This window comes from Methylobacterium durans (genome assembly GCF_003173715.1).
In the GTDB taxonomy this organism is placed as follows: Bacteria; Pseudomonadota; Alphaproteobacteria; order Rhizobiales; family Beijerinckiaceae; genus Methylobacterium; species Methylobacterium durans.
This window is the reverse complement of record NZ_CP029550.1, coordinates 5,956,374-5,970,932: the sequence shown is the minus strand read 5'-3', so window position 1 is coordinate 5,970,932 and position 14,559 is coordinate 5,956,374. Positions and strand designations below refer to the sequence as shown.

Genomic DNA, 14,559 nt, shown 5'->3' with positions numbered 1-14,559 from the left:
CCGGCCGACAGGTGGGCGCGAGGGGCCGTACCCGACCCGCGCGCCGGAGGTCGATCGAGAGGCCGAGCGCCAGGGGCAGGTTGGCGGCGAGCCGTCAGCGCCCTGACCCGTCCGGCCCCCCGAAGGACAGGGCAGTCCCGTCCCGAAACAGGAGGGTTCGCAGGCGCTCCCGCCCCAGCACCCGGCCGAGTTCCCGGAACGCGAAATAGGGGATCAGAGCGACGGCCATGATCAGGGTCACCGACGCGACGCCGCCGATCCCGCCGCCGCCGAGGGCCGGCACGCTCTCGGCCAGCGTCTTCCCGCGCCAGAGCGCGACGGCCATCTCCTCCAGGGAGTAGGCGCACACGAGGAGCGCCGCGAACACGCAGGACCGGGTCACGATCGGGTAGGCGAGTGGCCGCCCGCGGAAGAGTGGGAGCACGTCCAGGCTCTCGCCCACGAGCATGATCTTGGCCAGGATCCAGGCATTGAGGAAGGCCAATCCGTAGAAGCCGTACCCGACGCCGTGGCGGGACAGGACGATGTGCTCGTGCAGGATGAGGAGCCCGAACACGACCCACAGGTAGGCGAAGATGCCGAGGATCCGCTTGGCCTCCGCGAGGATCCAGCGGCCACTCCGCCGCGTCCAGCCCTCGGTGCGGTCCGCTGTCCGCGACGGGGCGAGGGCGGGAATGGATGACGATCGCGGCTGCGGCTCGCTCATGGACGCCCCTCGCTGCGGCCCGGAAGCCGGCAGCTTCATCCTAGCGACGTCTCCGTAGGGCGCTTGATCGGCAGGGACGCCCATTGATCGGCAGGGACGCGCATCGGTCGATGGGCCTCTCGGCCCCCGTCGACCAGACGTCGGTTCCGCGAACGGACCGACGTCTTCGGCTCACCAGCCGCAGCCGCCATACCCGTAGGGGGAGCCGTAGTAGGAATAGGCGGTCGGGGCGTACCCGTAGCCGTACCCGTAGGCGGGATAGCCATACCCGTAGCCATACCCTGAGGCGAGCGCCGCCCCGGTTGCAAAGCCGAGTCCCGCGGCCGCCGCACCGTAGCCGAGGCCGCGTCCGTAGCCCCAGCCCCGATAGCCGCCCCAGCCGCCCCGCCAGCCGAGGCCACCACCGCGCCATCCGAAGCCGCCGCCACGCCAGCCATAGCCGAACCGCTGTGCATCGGCGGTCGAGGTGAAGATGAGCCCCAGCGCCAGGGCCGCAATCAGGGAGACGAGCAACTTGTGCATGACGCGCTCCTCCAAGTCCCCCTCTCCGCGAGGCTGCATCAGTTCTCATGGCCTGCCAATGCTTGGTGCGCAAACGGCACGGACAAGCATCGCGCAGGATTGCCGGGGCTGATTTCTCTGAAAGGACCCTGCGGAATCGCATTGCGAGGCGACACCGCACGAACGGTGTCAGGTCTCACAGGCTCCTTCCGATCGCGGCAGGCGACCGGAAGCACCGATTCCCGGGGCGGGCCATGCGAAGCACCGCTTCCGGGAGGCCGCCGGGATCGGCTCGAACGGCCTGCAGGGGCGCAAGGCCGCGACCCTTGGCAGGTCCGACATCCGATGGTTGGATCGCCGGCGCGTGGCAGCATCCATGCGGGCCGGCGGCGGTGCCGGGTCGCCAGCCGCGCGAGGGAGGAGCCGCCATGGTCGCCAAGAACACGATCTGCCTCTGGTTCGACAAGGACGCCGAGGCCGCCGCCCGCTTCTACGTCGAGACCTTTCCGGAGAGCGCGATGGGGGCTGTCCACCGGGCGCCGGCCGATTACCCGTCGGGACAGGCGGGCGATGTGCTGACGGTCGAGTTCACGGTGGCCGGCATCCCCTGCATCGGCCTGAACGGCGGGCCAACCTGCCGGCACAATGAGGCCTTCTCGTTCCAGATCGCCACGGACGACCAGGCGGAGACGGACCGGCTGTGGAACGCGATCGTCGGCCATGGCGGACAGGAGAGCGCCTGCGGCTGGTGCAAGGATCGCTGGGGCATCTCGTGGCAGATCACGCCGCGCGTGCTCACCGCCGCGATGGCGGCCGGCGGCGAGGAGGCGAAACGCGCCTTCGCGGCCATGATGACCATGCGCAAGATCGACGTCGCGGCGATCGAGGCGGCGCGTCGCGGCTGACGTCGCGTCGGCTTCCGGTCCGCGGCCGCAGCGCCTTCGTCGGAGCCTGTCTTGACAAGGGCGTCCGGCTTCGATTTAACCGATCGGCGAATTAGCTGATCGGTTTAAAAGATGGCGGACCCCCTCAGCGCGAAGTTCTCGGCTCTCTCCGATCCCACGCGCCGCGCCATCCTCGCCCGCCTCGCGCTGGGCGAGACGACGCTCAGCGATCTGGCCCAGCCCCTCGCGATGAGCACGCCCGGCGTCGCCAAGCACCTCGACGTTCTGGAGCGCGCCGGCCTGATCGCGCGCGGCGCGCGATCCGTGGTCCGTCCGGTCCGCCTTCAGCCCGAGGCCTTCGCCGAGATGAGCCACTGGATCGACGCCTGCCGCCAGCACTGGGAGGGCAGCTTCGACCGGCTGGCCGCCCATCTCGCCGCGACGGCCGACGAGCCGGACGCGCCATGACGGCCCCGACGGATCGGGGTGCCGCGGCCCCGGAGAGGCTCGCCCGTCCCCGGCTCTCGATCACGCGCGACTTCGCGGCCCCGGTCGAGCGCGTGTGGCGGGCCTGGGCGCGCCCCGAGGAGATGCTGCGCTGGCTCGGCCCGTCGGAATGGCCGGCCACGGAGGTCAGGGCCGACCTCCGGGTGGGGGGCGCTTGGCGGGCCTGCCTGACGGCTCACGACGGCCGCGACGTCCTCTGGCAATCCGGGCACTACCTCGAGGTCGATCCGCCGAACCTGCTGCGCTTCACCTTCCGGTGGGAGGGGACCAACCACGAGGACGGGCCGGGCGTCGAGACGGTCGTCACCGTCCGGTTCGACCGCCTGGACGGCGGGCGCACGCGCCTGACCCTGACCCAGGACGGCCTCGTCAGCGAGCGCAGTGCCGGTGGCCATAGCCGGGGCTGGAGCAGCACGCTCGATCGGCTCGACGGATACCTGCGGAGCGGAGGAGATCATCCATGCGGTTGAACCAGTACCTGTTCCTGTCAGGCCGGTGCGAGGAGGCCTTCCGGACCTACCAGCGGATCCTGGGCGGCGAGATCACGCTCATGCTCAAGCATGCCGACACGCCCGCCGCGAGCCACGTGCCGCCCGAGTGGCAGGACAAAATCATGCATGCCTGCCTGGATCTCGGCGGGCGCCGGTTGATGGGCTCCGACGCCCCGCCCGGCCGGGCCAAGCCCCTCGGCGGCTTCTGCGTTCAGGTCGCGGCCGGCAGCGTCGCCGAGGCCGAGCGCGCCTTCGCGGCTCTTGCCGAGGGCGGCGCGGTCACGATGCCGCTGCAGCAGACGTTCTGGAGCGAGCGCTTCGGCATGCTGGTCGACCGCTTCGGCGTGCCCTGGATGATCGATTGCGAGCCGCCGGCCCGAGTCGAGGGAGAGGCCGCGTGACCGACCTGAGCGCCGCCCTCGGCCCCATCGGGATCGTCGACGTGGCTCCGCGCCTCGCGGCCGTGGTCCGCCAGCGCGTCGGGTACGCCGAGATGGGCCGCGCGCAGCGCCATGCCCGGTCTCTGCTGGAGGCGGCGCTGCGGGATGCCGGCGTCGCCCCTGACGGGCCGCCGCTGACGGTGTGGCGCCCGCTCGACGGCGGGCTCGTCGACTACGCCCCGGCGTGTTCGTCCCGCGTCCGGTCGCGGCGACGGGCGAGGTCAGCCTGCTCACGCTGCCGGCCGGTCGGGCGGCGCACCTGAGGCTGACCGGCTCCTACGCGGCCCTGCCGGCCGCCTGGGAGCGCCTCCTCGCCGGATGCGAGGGGCGCGCGCGCACGGGCTTGCATTGGGAAGTCTACACCGCATCGGGCCCGGACGGCGACGCGGCGGAGACGGACCTGTTCGCCCTTCTCCATCCATCCGGAGCCGCCCCATGAGCCCGACCCTCTCGGCCTTCGCGCGGTCGCCCGATCGCGGCAGGGGATTGGCGCGTGACATGCCCGTCCGTTGGGCCCTCGAGGAAGTGGGCCAGCCCTACGGCGTTCGCCTCCTGTCTTTCGCCGAGATGAAGGAACCCGCGCATCGGGCGCTCCATCCCTTCGGGCAGATTCCGACCTACGAAGACGGCGACCTCGCCCTGTTCGAGTCGGGAGCGATCGTCCTCCATATCGCGGAGCGCCATTCGGGCCTGCTGCCGGATGACGCCGACGGCCGGGCGCGCGCGATCGCCTGGATGTTCTCCGCGCACAGCACGATGGAGCCGCCGATCGTCGATCGCGGCATGGCGACGCTTCTGGAGAGCGACGCGGCTTGGTACGCGGCGCGCCTGCCCCTCCTCGACGATCGGGTCCGCGCGCGCCTGGGCGATCTCTCCCGTCGCCTCGGCGATCGGGACTGGCTCGAGCGCGCGTTCAGCGCCGGCGACCTGCTGATGGTGACGGTCCTGCGCCGGCTGAGCGGATCGGGTCTGCTGGAGGAATATCCGAACCTCCTCGCCTACGTGGCCCGCGGCGAAGCGCGGCCCGCCTTCAGGCGGGCCTTCGACGCGCAGCTGTCGGTTTTCGCCGCGGCGTCGGACCGCTGACGGACGTCCGGCCCCTCGCGGGGCCCGCCCGCCGGTCCGCGCGGGCGCCGCAGGCGGGCCGCTCGGAGCCGTGCTCCCGGCATCCGGCCGCCGCATGGTCAGGACGTTCCGGGACGGGCTCGGCCTACCGGTCCGCGAGGGCCGCCTCGATCAGCCCCACCACCGCGTCCCAGGCCGGCGCGGACGGCGTGACCAGATCGAAATGCCCGGCATCCGGGAGGTTGACGAGCCGCGCCGCGCTCCTCGATCCCGCCGGCAGGGTGCGGACATAATCGTACGCGACCCAGGGCGGCACGAGCCGGTCGAGCACGCCGCTGACCAGGACGATGGACCCCACCGACGGAGAGAGCGCCCCGGGCGAGACCTCCGCGAGCCTGTCCGGCGGGGCGAGCCGCTCGATGATGCCGGGGCCGCAGAGCACCGGCACGAAGCGGGTGAACGACTGGAGATCGCCCACGCCGCCGAGACTGATCACCGCGCGCGGCGCGAATCGGGCCGCCGCGCGCAGCGGGCTCGCGGCGGGAAGCGAATCGCGCGAGACCGCCCAGAGGGCGAGGTGGCCGCCCGCCGAATGGCCGACGAGCACCGCGCGCGCGAGGTCCAGGCGGTGTGCGGCCGCGTCGTCGGCCAGTCGGTCCAGCGCGGCGCTCACGTCCTGGTAGGTGCCCGGATAGCCGCCGCCGGCCTCGTTCGCGCGGCGGTAGCCGATGCTCCACACGGCAATCCCGCGCCGCGTCAGCGCCGGCCCGAGATGCCGCATCTGCTCGCGTCCGGAGGTGGTGGCGCTCCAGCACCCGCCGTGGATGAGCACCGCGACGGGATGCGGGCCGGGGCCGGCCGGCAGGAAGACGTCGATCCCCTGCGCGGGGGCCGCGCCGTAGGCGGCCTGAAGGCTCGGCTCGGGCCGCGGCAGATCGCGGAAGACCGAGAGTTCCACCGGATCGGCCGAGGCCGGGCCGACCGCCAAAGCGGCCAGCGCGAGGATCGCGCAACGGTTCATGCCAGCCTCCCCGATAGCCTCCCGACCCGCCTCCTGGCCCGCCGTCTCCGGCCGGAACGACGGATCGCGTTCGCGCGCCACCCTAGCCGGTCCGCGGCCGATCCGTCCCGACGAAGGATCCATCCCGCCGTCTGGCTCGCGCTCGCCCCTGGAAGGCCCGTCGCGCTGCCGATGCCCGCGCGGCATCCGGCGCGCGAAACCTCCCGCAACCCGCGGAACCCGCCGGCGCTCCGAAGGCGCTCCGACGGCGGGTCGGTAGCGGACGATCCGTTGAGGAGACGGCCGATCCTGCCCAGGGTCGCAGCCGCCGGCGTCGCGGGCAGGCCGCGGACAGGGAAGAGGCGAACAGCCGGGGAGGCCGCATCCGCCGGACGGCGGACCGCTCCGACGGCGTGAGGGTCCTTGCGGACAATCTGCCGGGTTATCGGAACGTGTTCTCAATCCTGATCGGCGACCTCGAAGGAAGCGGCCGGGCGGGAGCCCCGCCGGCGCCGCACACCAGGAGGAGACGGCCCGATGAGCTTGCGTCCCACATGCGTTCCCGCGCTCGTCCTGCTGGGGCTCGCCGCCGTGCCGAATGCTGCCGGGGCCTCCGGCTACACGGGCACGGAATTCGTGGCCAAGGGGCTCCGGAGCGACGGCAAGGATGGGCTCGAGCCGGCCCGCGACGTCAGCGGCATCGCTTGCCTGCCGCCGGACGGGGAGGGGCGCCGCGCCTGCCTCGTGGTCAACGATCAGGACACCTACGCCCAGCTCGCGCGGCTCGACGGCGAGCGGTTGCAGGGCGGCGACCTCGTCTTCCTCATCGACAAGGACCGCAAGCGCCTGATCCAGGGCAGGAAGCCGCGGCGCCTCGGCTGCTCCAGGGGCAAGGGCGGCTTCAAGGATCTCGACGGCGAGGGCGTGGCCTACGCGGCGCCCTTCTTCTACGTCGTCGGCTCGCATGGCTGCGCCCGCAAGGACCGCACCGGGGTCAGCTCCGCCTTCGTGCTGGCTCGCCTGCGCGTCGATCCGGACGGCGTGCCGCCGAGCAACGATTTCGGCTCCGTCGAGACCACGTGGCGGCTGAACGAGATCCTGCGGCGGGATCCGGTCGTCGGTCCGCACTTCGGACGCGACCTCGACGAGGCGCATGACGGGCTGAACATCGAGGGCGTCGCGGCGATCGGCGACCGCCTCTTCTTCGGCCTGCGGGCGCCCTCGATCGGCGGCAGGGCGTTCGTTCTCGCGGTCCGGGCCGACGATCTCTTCGCTCCGGGCGACGCGGTCTCCGGTGCGGAGGGCGAGCGCATCGATCTCGAACTCGGCGACGGCGTCGGGATCCGCGACCTCGCCGCTCTCGAGGACGGGCGCCTGCTCGTCCTGTCCGGGCCGACCTTGCAGCAATCCGACGTCCCGTTCCGGGTCCATGCCGTCGAGCCGAAGCCTCGGGGCCGCCTGGAGCTTCTGACCGCGCTGACGGATGTCCCGATCGGCAGCGGCGAGCGGGCGAAGGCGGAAGGCATCCTGCCCCTGGATGGACAGGCACGGCGCTTCCTCGTCCTGTTCGACGGCCTCAGGAACGGCGGTCCCTGGCTCTACGAGCGCAGGTGATGGCCCGACGCGGCGCTCGCGCCCCTCGGAGGCGGCCCGGACGACCACCCTTCGGCCGGCCCCGAGCCGGAGACCGACATCCCGGCGGCGCCTCCGGGAATCCTGCCGGGGCGCCCGGTCCGTCCGTCAGCGCACGAGCACCCGGGCGCCGACGGGCACGCGGTTGTAGAGGTCGACCACGTCGATGTTGCGCAGCCGGATGCAGCCCGACGACACGGCCTGGCCGATCTTCTCGGGCTCGTTGGTGCCGTGGATGCGATAGAGCGTGTCGCGGCCCTGGTCCGACAGGTAGAGCGCGCGGGCGCCGAGGGGGTTCGCGGGGCCGCCCGCCATGGCGTGGACGTGCGGCCAGCGCCGCACCATCTCGGCCGGCGGGTTCCAGGCCGGCCATTCCGCCTTGCGGGCGACCGTCGCGGCGCCGGTCCAGCCATACGCCTCGTCCCCGACCGTGACGCCGTAGCGGAGCGCCTTGCCGTCGGGCTGGACGAGGTAGAGCTGGCGCGCCTTGATGTCGACCACCACGGTGCCGGGCGCCTCCTTGGTCGGGTCGTCCACGAGGTAGCGGGCGAAATGCGGGTCGAACTCGGCCTCCGGCACCAGCGCCATGAAGGCCGCATCGCGCGACGACAGGGTCGGGTCCGGCACGGACTTGAAACTGCAGCCGGCGGCGGCCACGGCGAGACATGCGCCGATGAGAGCGGCGCGCGCAGGGGTCGAGGGGGGCATCGAGGGGGGCATGGCGCTCCGGAGCCCGGCCCCGTCTCGCGTTCAGGGTGGACGAGGCCGCGTGAAGCTTACGGGCGGAGCGCGCGCCGCCCTAGCCTGGACGGCCGGGCGTGCGGCACATTCGGCGCCCTTGTTGCGCGGGCGCGACAGCCGGGTCGGCGCTCGCGGGCCGGGACGCTGCCGAATCCGGCGGGGTTCCTGCGCTCGCGTCATCGCCTGCGGAAGGCCGCTCGGCGCGTCCATCGAGGCGCCCGGCGGCCGGGAACGCGAGGGGGACACCCTTCGGGACCCGGCGCTCGGGCCGTCCGCCGAGTCGTCGGCCCTGTCCCGCCGAGGTCCTTCGCACCATACCGTACGCGCGGCCTCCGAGCGCGCGCGACGGGCGTCGCAGCGTCCGCGGGACAGCCGATGCGGCGATGCGATCTCGGCACCTGCACGATGGTGCATTGCACAATGAAATTTAGTTCGGCGGTCGCTTGACAGAACCGCGCGGCGCACAGATGCTGGTATACAAAATACGACGGATTAAATTTCCGTGCCGAGCGTGGCCAGCCTAACCTGGAGCTTGAAGGCTCCGGAGGGCTGCGGATAAGTGCTGCGGGTAAGTGCCGACTTCGCCTTTTGGTTGCAATGAGCCGCGCGAAAAACGCGCCCGATCGGAATCTCGCCGACGCGTCGCCGAAGCCTCGGCCGGGCCTGTCTTCTGCGGCTTTAAGCTTCTGAAATACAATGAAAATCAGCGCTCCGTGTGGAGCATCGGGAGGTAAGCAATGAGTGCGTCGAGAGTGCCATCGGATGGGCAGGTCAGCGATAGCTATCGCTGGATGCAGCTCGTCATCGGCGTCATCTGCATGGTGATGATCGCCAACCTGCAATACGGCTGGACCTTCTTCGTCCCCGAGATCCAGAAGGCGTTCGGCTTCGACCGCGCCGCGATCCAGTTGGCGTTCACGCTCTTCGTCCTCTTCGAGACCTGGCTCGTGCCGATCGAGGGCTGGTTCGTCGACAAGTACGGCCCGCTGGTCGTCGTGCTGTTCGGCGGCGTGCTCTGCGGCGTGGGCTGGGTCGTCAACGCCTACGCTTCGACCCTCAACATGTTCTACGTCGGCCAGGTCATCGCGGGCCTCGGCGCGGGCGCCGTCTACGGGACCTGCGTGGGCAACGCCCTGAAGTGGTTCCCGGACAAGCGCGGTCTCGCGGCCGGCATCACCGCGGCCGGCTTCGGCGCCGGCTCGGCCCTCACCGTGGCCCCGATCCAGTGGATGATCGCCGACAAGGGCTTCCAGGCCGCCTTCCTCTACTTCGGCATCGGCCAGGGCGTGGTCGTGGCGGCGCTCGCCTTCTTCCTGGCTGCGCCGAAGAAGGGTCAGATTCCGGATGTGTCGGGCGACACCGCCAACATCCAGTCGCGGCGCAACTACACGCCGGGCGAGGTCGTGCGGCAGCCGATCTTCTGGCTGATGTACTTCATGTTCGTCATCGTCGGTGCCGGCGGCCTGATGATCACCGCCAACCTGAAGCCGATCGCCGCCGACATTCACGTCGACAAGGTGCCGGTGACGATCCTCGGCGTCACCATGGTGGCCATCACCTTCGCGGCGACGATCGACCGCGTGCTCAACGGCCTGACCCGCCCGTTCTTCGGCTGGGTGTCGGACAAGATCGGACGTGAGAACACGATGTTCATCGCGTTCGCGATGGAAGGTGTCGGCATCTACATGCTGTACCTCTGGGGCCATGACCCGCTGTGGTTCGTCCTCCTGTCGGGCTTCGTGTTCTTCGCCTGGGGCGAGATCTACTCCCTGTTCCCCTCGACCTGCACCGATACCTTCGGCTCGAAGTACGCCGCCACGAATGCGGGGCTGCTCTACACGGCCAAGGGAACGGCAGCGCTCCTCGTGCCCGTTGCGAACTACCTGCAGCAGAGCACGGGCAACTGGGACGGCGTGTTCCTGGCCGCGGCCGGTGCCAACGTCCTCGCCTCCATCCTGGCGATCGCGGTCCTCAAGCCCTGGCGCAAGCACGTCGTCGCCAATGCCCAGTCCGACGTGAACGCGCCGGCCAAGACGGGCGTCGCCGTCGCCTGACCGGCGCCGAGCACGCGCAGGGTCAGACCTGAAAGAAGAGGCGGGCCCGGATCTCATCCGGGCCCGTTTCGGTCTCCGTGGAAGCGCCGCATGCGCCGGACGTCGCGGAGCGCGGCGTCGCCGCGACGGCGCGGGGTAGGGATGGCCGGGCCGGGCGAACGGCCGGCCGAGGCCGGAAAGGCTAGGCACGATGCAGGTACCAGCGGCGGCACTGGTCGAAGCTGCAGCCTTCACGCTCGGGTGCATCGCGATCCACCGGCTGCGTCGGCACGCCCTGCGGCTGACGAAGGTCCTGGTGGCCGTGCTGGTGATCGTCGCGCTCGTGGGCATCGCGATGGATACCGTGATCAACGCGGGCGCCGAAGCCGACGAGTACGACCTGCTCTCGGCCCTTGAGAGATCGCCCTGATCGAGATCGCCCTGATCGAGGTCGCCCCGATCGCGCCCGTTCGGCGGATCGGGCGACGGCGAGCGCGCCCCGGAACGAGTCGCCCGGCAGGGCATTGCCGATCATCCGGCAGGAGGCGCCCATGACGCAGAAGAAGGGCCAGGGCAGCGAGACGGCCAAGAAGGCGAACGCGAAGGCAAGCCACGAGGGCAAGTCGAACCCGCGCACGTCCTCCTCGGCACAGGCCGAGCTCGGCAAGAAGGGCGGCAAGAGCCGTTGAGCCGTCCTCACGCACCGCGAACACCGGACGCCTGATCACGGCCGCGCCGCGCAGAGCGCGGGCCCGGACGCTTCCATCGCGCAGGCGGCGCCCGGCGCGAGCCCGGACGCTTCCGGTCGCGGCCCGCGTTCAGACCCGCCCGGCCCAGGACGACAGGTCACCGGCCTCGATGCGTTCCGCCGCGTGGCGATAGCCGATCTCCGCGGCTGCCGCGTAGGCGCGCCAGGCCCGCAGGTCGATCCCCGAGAGGGGAGGCCGCAGCACGACGTCTGCCCGCGCCCGGGCAAGCTCGACCTGCGCATCGCTGGACACGGTCGCCGCGCGCAGCAGCAATTGCGTGATCCCGGGCATCGCGTCCGGCAGGCCGAGCAGGCGCCGCGCCAGCCGCCCGCGCCAGCTTCGGGGCCGAGTCCGCTCGAAGGCGAGCGCGCTCCCCACATCGACGGCGAGGACGCTGCCGCGGCAGAGATCGGCCATCACGTCGGCGGGCAGGTTGTTCATGGTGCCCCGTCCACGAGCACGCCCTCCTCGCTGAGCACCGGCGGGAGCAGTCCCGGGATCGCGATGCTGGCCCGCAGCGCACCGGCCACGTGGCCCCGATCATGAATCTTGCTCGTTCCCGAGCTGAGATTGGTCGAGATGCAGAAGAAGGGCAGCCACAGATCCTCGATGACCGCCTCCCCGAAGCGAGATTTCAACCGCGCGTCGACTTTGGCGCCGCGCGTCAACGACACGACCGGAGGCGTGTAATCGTCGAGGGGCGAGCTCTCGACGAACGCCTCGAGGATGTGCCGGTGGATCTCCTCGACACTCCAGTCGGAGGCGACGCCCGCGGCGATCACGGCGCCGATGCTGGTCCCCCGACGTGATCCACCGCGTAACCGGCTTCGCGCAGCGCGCGCAGCACGCCGATATGGGCGAAGCCCCGCGCGCCTCCGCCACCGAGGACGAGACCCTGGCCCCGCCGGCAGATCAGCCGGCCGAGGCGGGCGAGATCGGCCGCTCTGCCGTCCCGCACATGGTGGCGCATCGCGACCGCGGGCGTCCCGAGGCCCGGGTCGATGCGGCGGGGCGTGAGGGCACCGGCCGGCTGCACGACCACGAGATCGTAGCGGCGCCACACATCCGGTGCGCGCGCGCCGATCTGCCGAAGCGGCGGGAGAGCGGGCCGTTCGGGCGCGGCGAGCAGCAGGACATGGTCCGCCCGCCGCAGGCAGAGCTGACCCCAGGCACTCACCGCCGCGTCGGTCGCGTAGATCACGTGACTGCGCGAGGTCTCCAGGGTGTGGAACCACGTCTCGTCCGCACCCTCCGGCCATGTCGTCAGGCACAGGGCCCGCTCGCCGAGGGCGGCGGTCAACCGATGAGCGAAGTCGCTCGCGCGGACACCCTCCGTCACCGCCGCCACCGCGAACGTGACCGGAGCCTGCTCGTAGCGTTGCGGTCCCGCGCCGGCCCGCAGGCGATCCGCCAATTTCCGCGCGCAATACAGCATCGCGCCCGGGTGTCGCGCGGCGATCTCGTCGAAGGCGTCCTTGTCGAGCCTCAGCAGCAGCGAGTCGCGCAGGGCCGTCGCACGGGCGGATCGGACGCCGTTGGTCAGGAGCGCGACGTCCCCGACGATCTCCGGCGGCTGCATCCGCGCGAGACGCCGGGCCACGCCGGTGGCTTGGTCGACCGTGGCGATTCCGACCGCTCCCGAGACCAGCACGTAGAGGCTGTCGGCGCGATCGCCCTGCTCGAACAGGATGGCATCGCCAGCGATGCTGACCGGCTCGAGGCGCTGACGGATCTCCCGCGCCGCGTCCGGGTCGAGACCCTCCAGCAGGGGTATCGTGACGCTCTCCTGGTCAACGGGCCTGCTCGCTCGCGTGAGCATCCTGTGGCGCCTCCCGCATCCCGCCGGACTGAGACGACTTCAACATCCTGGGAAGAAAGGCGGTTGCTTCCGGAAGCGGACGCCGCGCGGCCGCAGCGATGCGCACCGGTCCGGGGCGAGATCCTCCGCGGCCGCTCGCCGCTTCGGTGATTGTGCCGGCCCCGCTTCGGGCTCAAGATCGGCCGATGCAGCCGGAACGGGCGCAACCGATAAGCCTGGCGATAAGCTTGGGAGGAGCCGGATGAGAGATCCTTCGGCGGACCGCAACCCTCCATCGGTCGAGAGAGGTCCGGGTTCTCACGAACACGCGGAATATCGCCGCGCCGTGGCGGGCTTCGATGTCGAGGCCGCCTTCGCGGCGATCTTTCCGGACGGGGCCGGGCAGGTGAATGCCTGTCACACCTGCTGCGACCGCCACGCCCACGATCCCGCGCGCGTCGCCCTGCGGTATGTCAAGCCGAACGAGGCCGTTCGCGAGATCACCTTCGCCACGCTCGCCGCCCAGGCTGCCAAGCTGGCCGAGGTCTTCGCCGAGCGCGGCGTGCGGAAGGGCGACCGGATCGCCGGGCTGCTCCCGCGCAGGCCGGAATTGCTGCTCACGATCCTGGCGACGTGGCGCCTCGGCGCCGTCTACCAGCCCCTGTTCGCCGCCTTCGGCCCGAAGGCCATCGCGGACCGCGTGCGGGATGCCGGGACGAAGATCCTCGTGACCGACGAGGCCGATCGCCCCAAGGCTTCGGACGTCGCGCATCTCTGCACGATCATCACCGTCGGCGCCGGGGGCGAGGGCGACGACCTGGATTTCTGGGCCGAGCTGGACGCCAGGCCCGGCGAGGCCGCGCCGGTCCGCTGCAGCGCGGAAGACCCGTTCCTGATCATGTTCACGTCCGGCACGACCGGACCCGCCAAGCCCCTCCTCGTCCCGCTCAAGGCCATCGTGGCGTTCGTCGCCTACATGCGGGATGCCGTGGACCTCCGGCAGGGCGACCACTTCTGGAACGTCGCCGACCCGGGCTGGGCCTACGGCCTGTACTACGCCGTCACCGCGCCGCTCGCGATGGGGTTCACGACGACGTTCCACGACGGTCCCTTCACGGTCGAGGACACGTACCGGACGATCGAACGGCTCGGGATCACGAACCTCGCGGGCTCTCCCACCGCGTTCCGGCTCCTGATCGCGGCCGGACCTGCGGCCGCGCAGGCGGTCAAGGGTCAGTTGCGGGCCGTCAGCAGCGCCGGCGAACCGCTCAATCCCGAAGTCATCCGATGGTTCGCCGAGCACCTCGGCACGACCATCCACGACCATTACGGCCAGACCGAACTCGGGATGGTCCTCTGCAATCATCACGGGCTGGCCCACCCCGTCCGCCTCGGCTCCGCCGGCTTCGCCATCCCCGGCCACCGGGTGGTGGTGGTCGGGCCCGAGGGCGAGGAACTGGGGCCGGGCGAGCCGGGCATCCTGGCACTCGACCGGACCCGCTCGCCCCTGATGTGGTTCTCGGGCTACTGGCAGCGCCCGACCCCGGCCTTCGTCGGCGACCATTACCTGAGCGGGGATACCGTCGAGGCCAACCCGGATGGCAGCATCGCCTTCGTGGGGCGGTCGGACGACCTGATCAACGCATCGGGCTACCGGATCGGGCCGTTCGAGGTCGAGAGCGCGTTGATCGAGCATCCGGCCGTCGCGGAATCCGCGGTCATCGGCAAGCCCGACCCGGAGCGGACCGAGATCGTGAAGGCCTTCGTGGTCCTGAAGGCCGGCATCCGGCCGGACGCGGCCCTGGCCGCATCGATCCAGGCTTACGTGAAGAAGCGTCTTTCGGCGCATGCCTACCCGCGCGAGATCGCGTTCGTCGACAGCCTTCCCAAGACCCCGAGCGGCAAGCTGCAGCGGTTCATCCTCCGCAATCAGGAGATCGCCAGGGCCGCAGGAGCCGCCGCGACCTGAACACCGCCCCCGGACCGACCGCGCCGGGCGATGCGGCCCGGTG

The 14,559-nt window shown here is 71.3% G+C and carries 17 protein-coding genes and 1 pseudogene; 12 read left to right on the top strand and 6 right to left on the bottom strand.

Going from position 1 to position 14,559, the window contains the following annotated elements:
* Positions 1-94: 94 nt before the first annotated feature.
* Both DK389_RS27825 and DK389_RS27820 read right to left on the bottom strand, forming a co-directional pair.
* Complete coding sequence (locus DK389_RS27825; protein ID WP_109894590.1) at positions 95-706, bottom strand: hypothetical protein; 612 nt, start codon at positions 704-706, stop codon at positions 95-97.
* Positions 707-877: 171 nt separating this feature from the next.
* On the bottom strand, positions 878-1,228 hold the full coding sequence (locus DK389_RS27820; protein WP_109896906.1) for a hypothetical protein: 351 nt from the start codon (positions 1,226-1,228) through the stop codon (positions 878-880).
* Positions 1,229-1,635: 407 nt separating this feature from the next.
* Between DK389_RS27820 and DK389_RS27815 the strand changes: the two genes are divergently transcribed.
* The 7 genes from DK389_RS27815 to DK389_RS27790 all read left to right on the top strand — a co-directional run bounded on the left by DK389_RS27815 (position 1,636) and on the right by DK389_RS27790 (position 4,615).
* A complete protein-coding gene (locus DK389_RS27815; protein WP_109894588.1) occupies positions 1,636-2,112 on the top strand; it encodes a VOC family protein in 477 nt (158 codons plus the stop codon).
* A gap of 111 nt (positions 2,113-2,223) precedes the next feature.
* Positions 2,224-2,559 (top strand): ArsR/SmtB family transcription factor, encoded by a 336-nt coding sequence (locus DK389_RS27810; protein ID WP_109894586.1) that lies wholly within the window; start codon positions 2,224-2,226, stop codon positions 2,557-2,559.
* On the top strand, positions 2,556-3,068 hold the full coding sequence (locus tag DK389_RS27805; RefSeq protein ID WP_109894584.1) for an SRPBCC family protein: 513 nt from the start codon (positions 2,556-2,558) through the stop codon (positions 3,066-3,068). Before DK389_RS27810 ends, DK389_RS27805 begins: the two co-directional genes overlap by 4 nt.
* Complete coding sequence (locus DK389_RS27800) at positions 3,059-3,490, top strand: VOC family protein (protein WP_109894582.1); 432 nt, start codon at positions 3,059-3,061, stop codon at positions 3,488-3,490. The genes DK389_RS27805 and DK389_RS27800 overlap by 10 nt, the downstream gene beginning before the upstream one ends.
* A complete protein-coding gene (locus tag DK389_RS33040; protein ID WP_162560903.1) occupies positions 3,487-3,792 on the top strand; it encodes a hypothetical protein in 306 nt (101 codons plus the stop codon). The genes DK389_RS27800 and DK389_RS33040 overlap by 4 nt, the downstream gene beginning before the upstream one ends.
* Positions 3,714-3,968, top strand: coding sequence for a GyrI-like domain-containing protein (locus DK389_RS27795; RefSeq protein ID WP_109894580.1), 255 nt, complete (start codon positions 3,714-3,716; stop codon positions 3,966-3,968). Before DK389_RS33040 ends, DK389_RS27795 begins: the two co-directional genes overlap by 79 nt.
* The gene (locus DK389_RS27790; RefSeq protein ID WP_109894578.1) at positions 3,965-4,615 is read left to right on the top strand and encodes a glutathione S-transferase family protein; all 651 of its coding nucleotides are present in this window, start codon (positions 3,965-3,967) and stop codon (positions 4,613-4,615) included. The genes DK389_RS27795 and DK389_RS27790 overlap by 4 nt, the downstream gene beginning before the upstream one ends.
* A gap of 124 nt (positions 4,616-4,739) precedes the next feature.
* On the opposite strand, the gene DK389_RS27785 is transcribed toward DK389_RS27790, so the two are convergent.
* Entirely contained in the window at positions 4,740-5,615 is an 876-nt protein-coding gene (locus DK389_RS27785; RefSeq protein ID WP_109896904.1) for an alpha/beta hydrolase family protein, read from the bottom strand.
* Positions 5,616-6,131: 516 nt separating this feature from the next.
* Between DK389_RS27785 and DK389_RS27780 the strand changes: the two genes are divergently transcribed.
* Complete coding sequence (locus DK389_RS27780) at positions 6,132-7,208, top strand: DUF3616 domain-containing protein (RefSeq protein ID WP_109894576.1); 1,077 nt, start codon at positions 6,132-6,134, stop codon at positions 7,206-7,208.
* Between the two features lie 126 nt (positions 7,209-7,334).
* Here DK389_RS27780 and DK389_RS27775 read toward each other — a convergent pair whose 3' ends face one another.
* The gene (locus DK389_RS27775; protein ID WP_236960405.1) at positions 7,335-7,946 is read right to left on the bottom strand and encodes a L,D-transpeptidase; all 612 of its coding nucleotides are present in this window, start codon (positions 7,944-7,946) and stop codon (positions 7,335-7,337) included.
* 758 nt (positions 7,947-8,704) lie between these two features.
* On the opposite strand from DK389_RS27775, the gene oxlT reads away from it, so the two are divergent.
* The 3 genes from oxlT to DK389_RS33560 all read left to right on the top strand — a co-directional run bounded on the left by oxlT (position 8,705) and on the right by DK389_RS33560 (position 10,689).
* The gene (oxlT, locus tag DK389_RS27770; RefSeq protein ID WP_109894574.1) at positions 8,705-10,021 is read left to right on the top strand and encodes an oxalate/formate MFS antiporter; all 1,317 of its coding nucleotides are present in this window, start codon (positions 8,705-8,707) and stop codon (positions 10,019-10,021) included.
* A gap of 190 nt (positions 10,022-10,211) precedes the next feature.
* Positions 10,212-10,430 carry a hypothetical protein gene (locus tag DK389_RS27765; protein ID WP_109894572.1) on the top strand — a complete coding sequence of 73 codons (219 nt, stop codon included), beginning with the start codon at positions 10,212-10,214 and terminating at the stop codon, positions 10,428-10,430.
* Between the two features lie 121 nt (positions 10,431-10,551).
* A complete protein-coding gene (locus tag DK389_RS33560; RefSeq protein WP_194075124.1) occupies positions 10,552-10,689 on the top strand; it encodes a hypothetical protein in 138 nt (45 codons plus the stop codon).
* Positions 10,690-10,818: 129 nt separating this feature from the next.
* Here DK389_RS33560 and DK389_RS34680 read toward each other — a convergent pair whose 3' ends face one another.
* A complete protein-coding gene (locus DK389_RS34680; RefSeq protein WP_236960403.1) occupies positions 10,819-11,190 on the bottom strand; it encodes a patatin-like phospholipase family protein in 372 nt (123 codons plus the stop codon).
* Positions 11,187-12,568, bottom strand: a pseudogene (locus DK389_RS34670) (cyclic nucleotide-binding and patatin-like phospholipase domain-containing protein). The gene DK389_RS34680 and the pseudogene DK389_RS34670 overlap by 4 nt, the downstream one beginning before the upstream one ends.
* A gap of 241 nt (positions 12,569-12,809) precedes the next feature.
* Here DK389_RS34670 and DK389_RS27755 point away from each other — a divergent pair.
* Positions 12,810-14,516, top strand: coding sequence for an AMP-binding protein (locus DK389_RS27755; RefSeq protein WP_109894570.1), 1,707 nt, complete (start codon positions 12,810-12,812; stop codon positions 14,514-14,516).
* Positions 14,517-14,559: the final 43 nt, after the last annotated feature.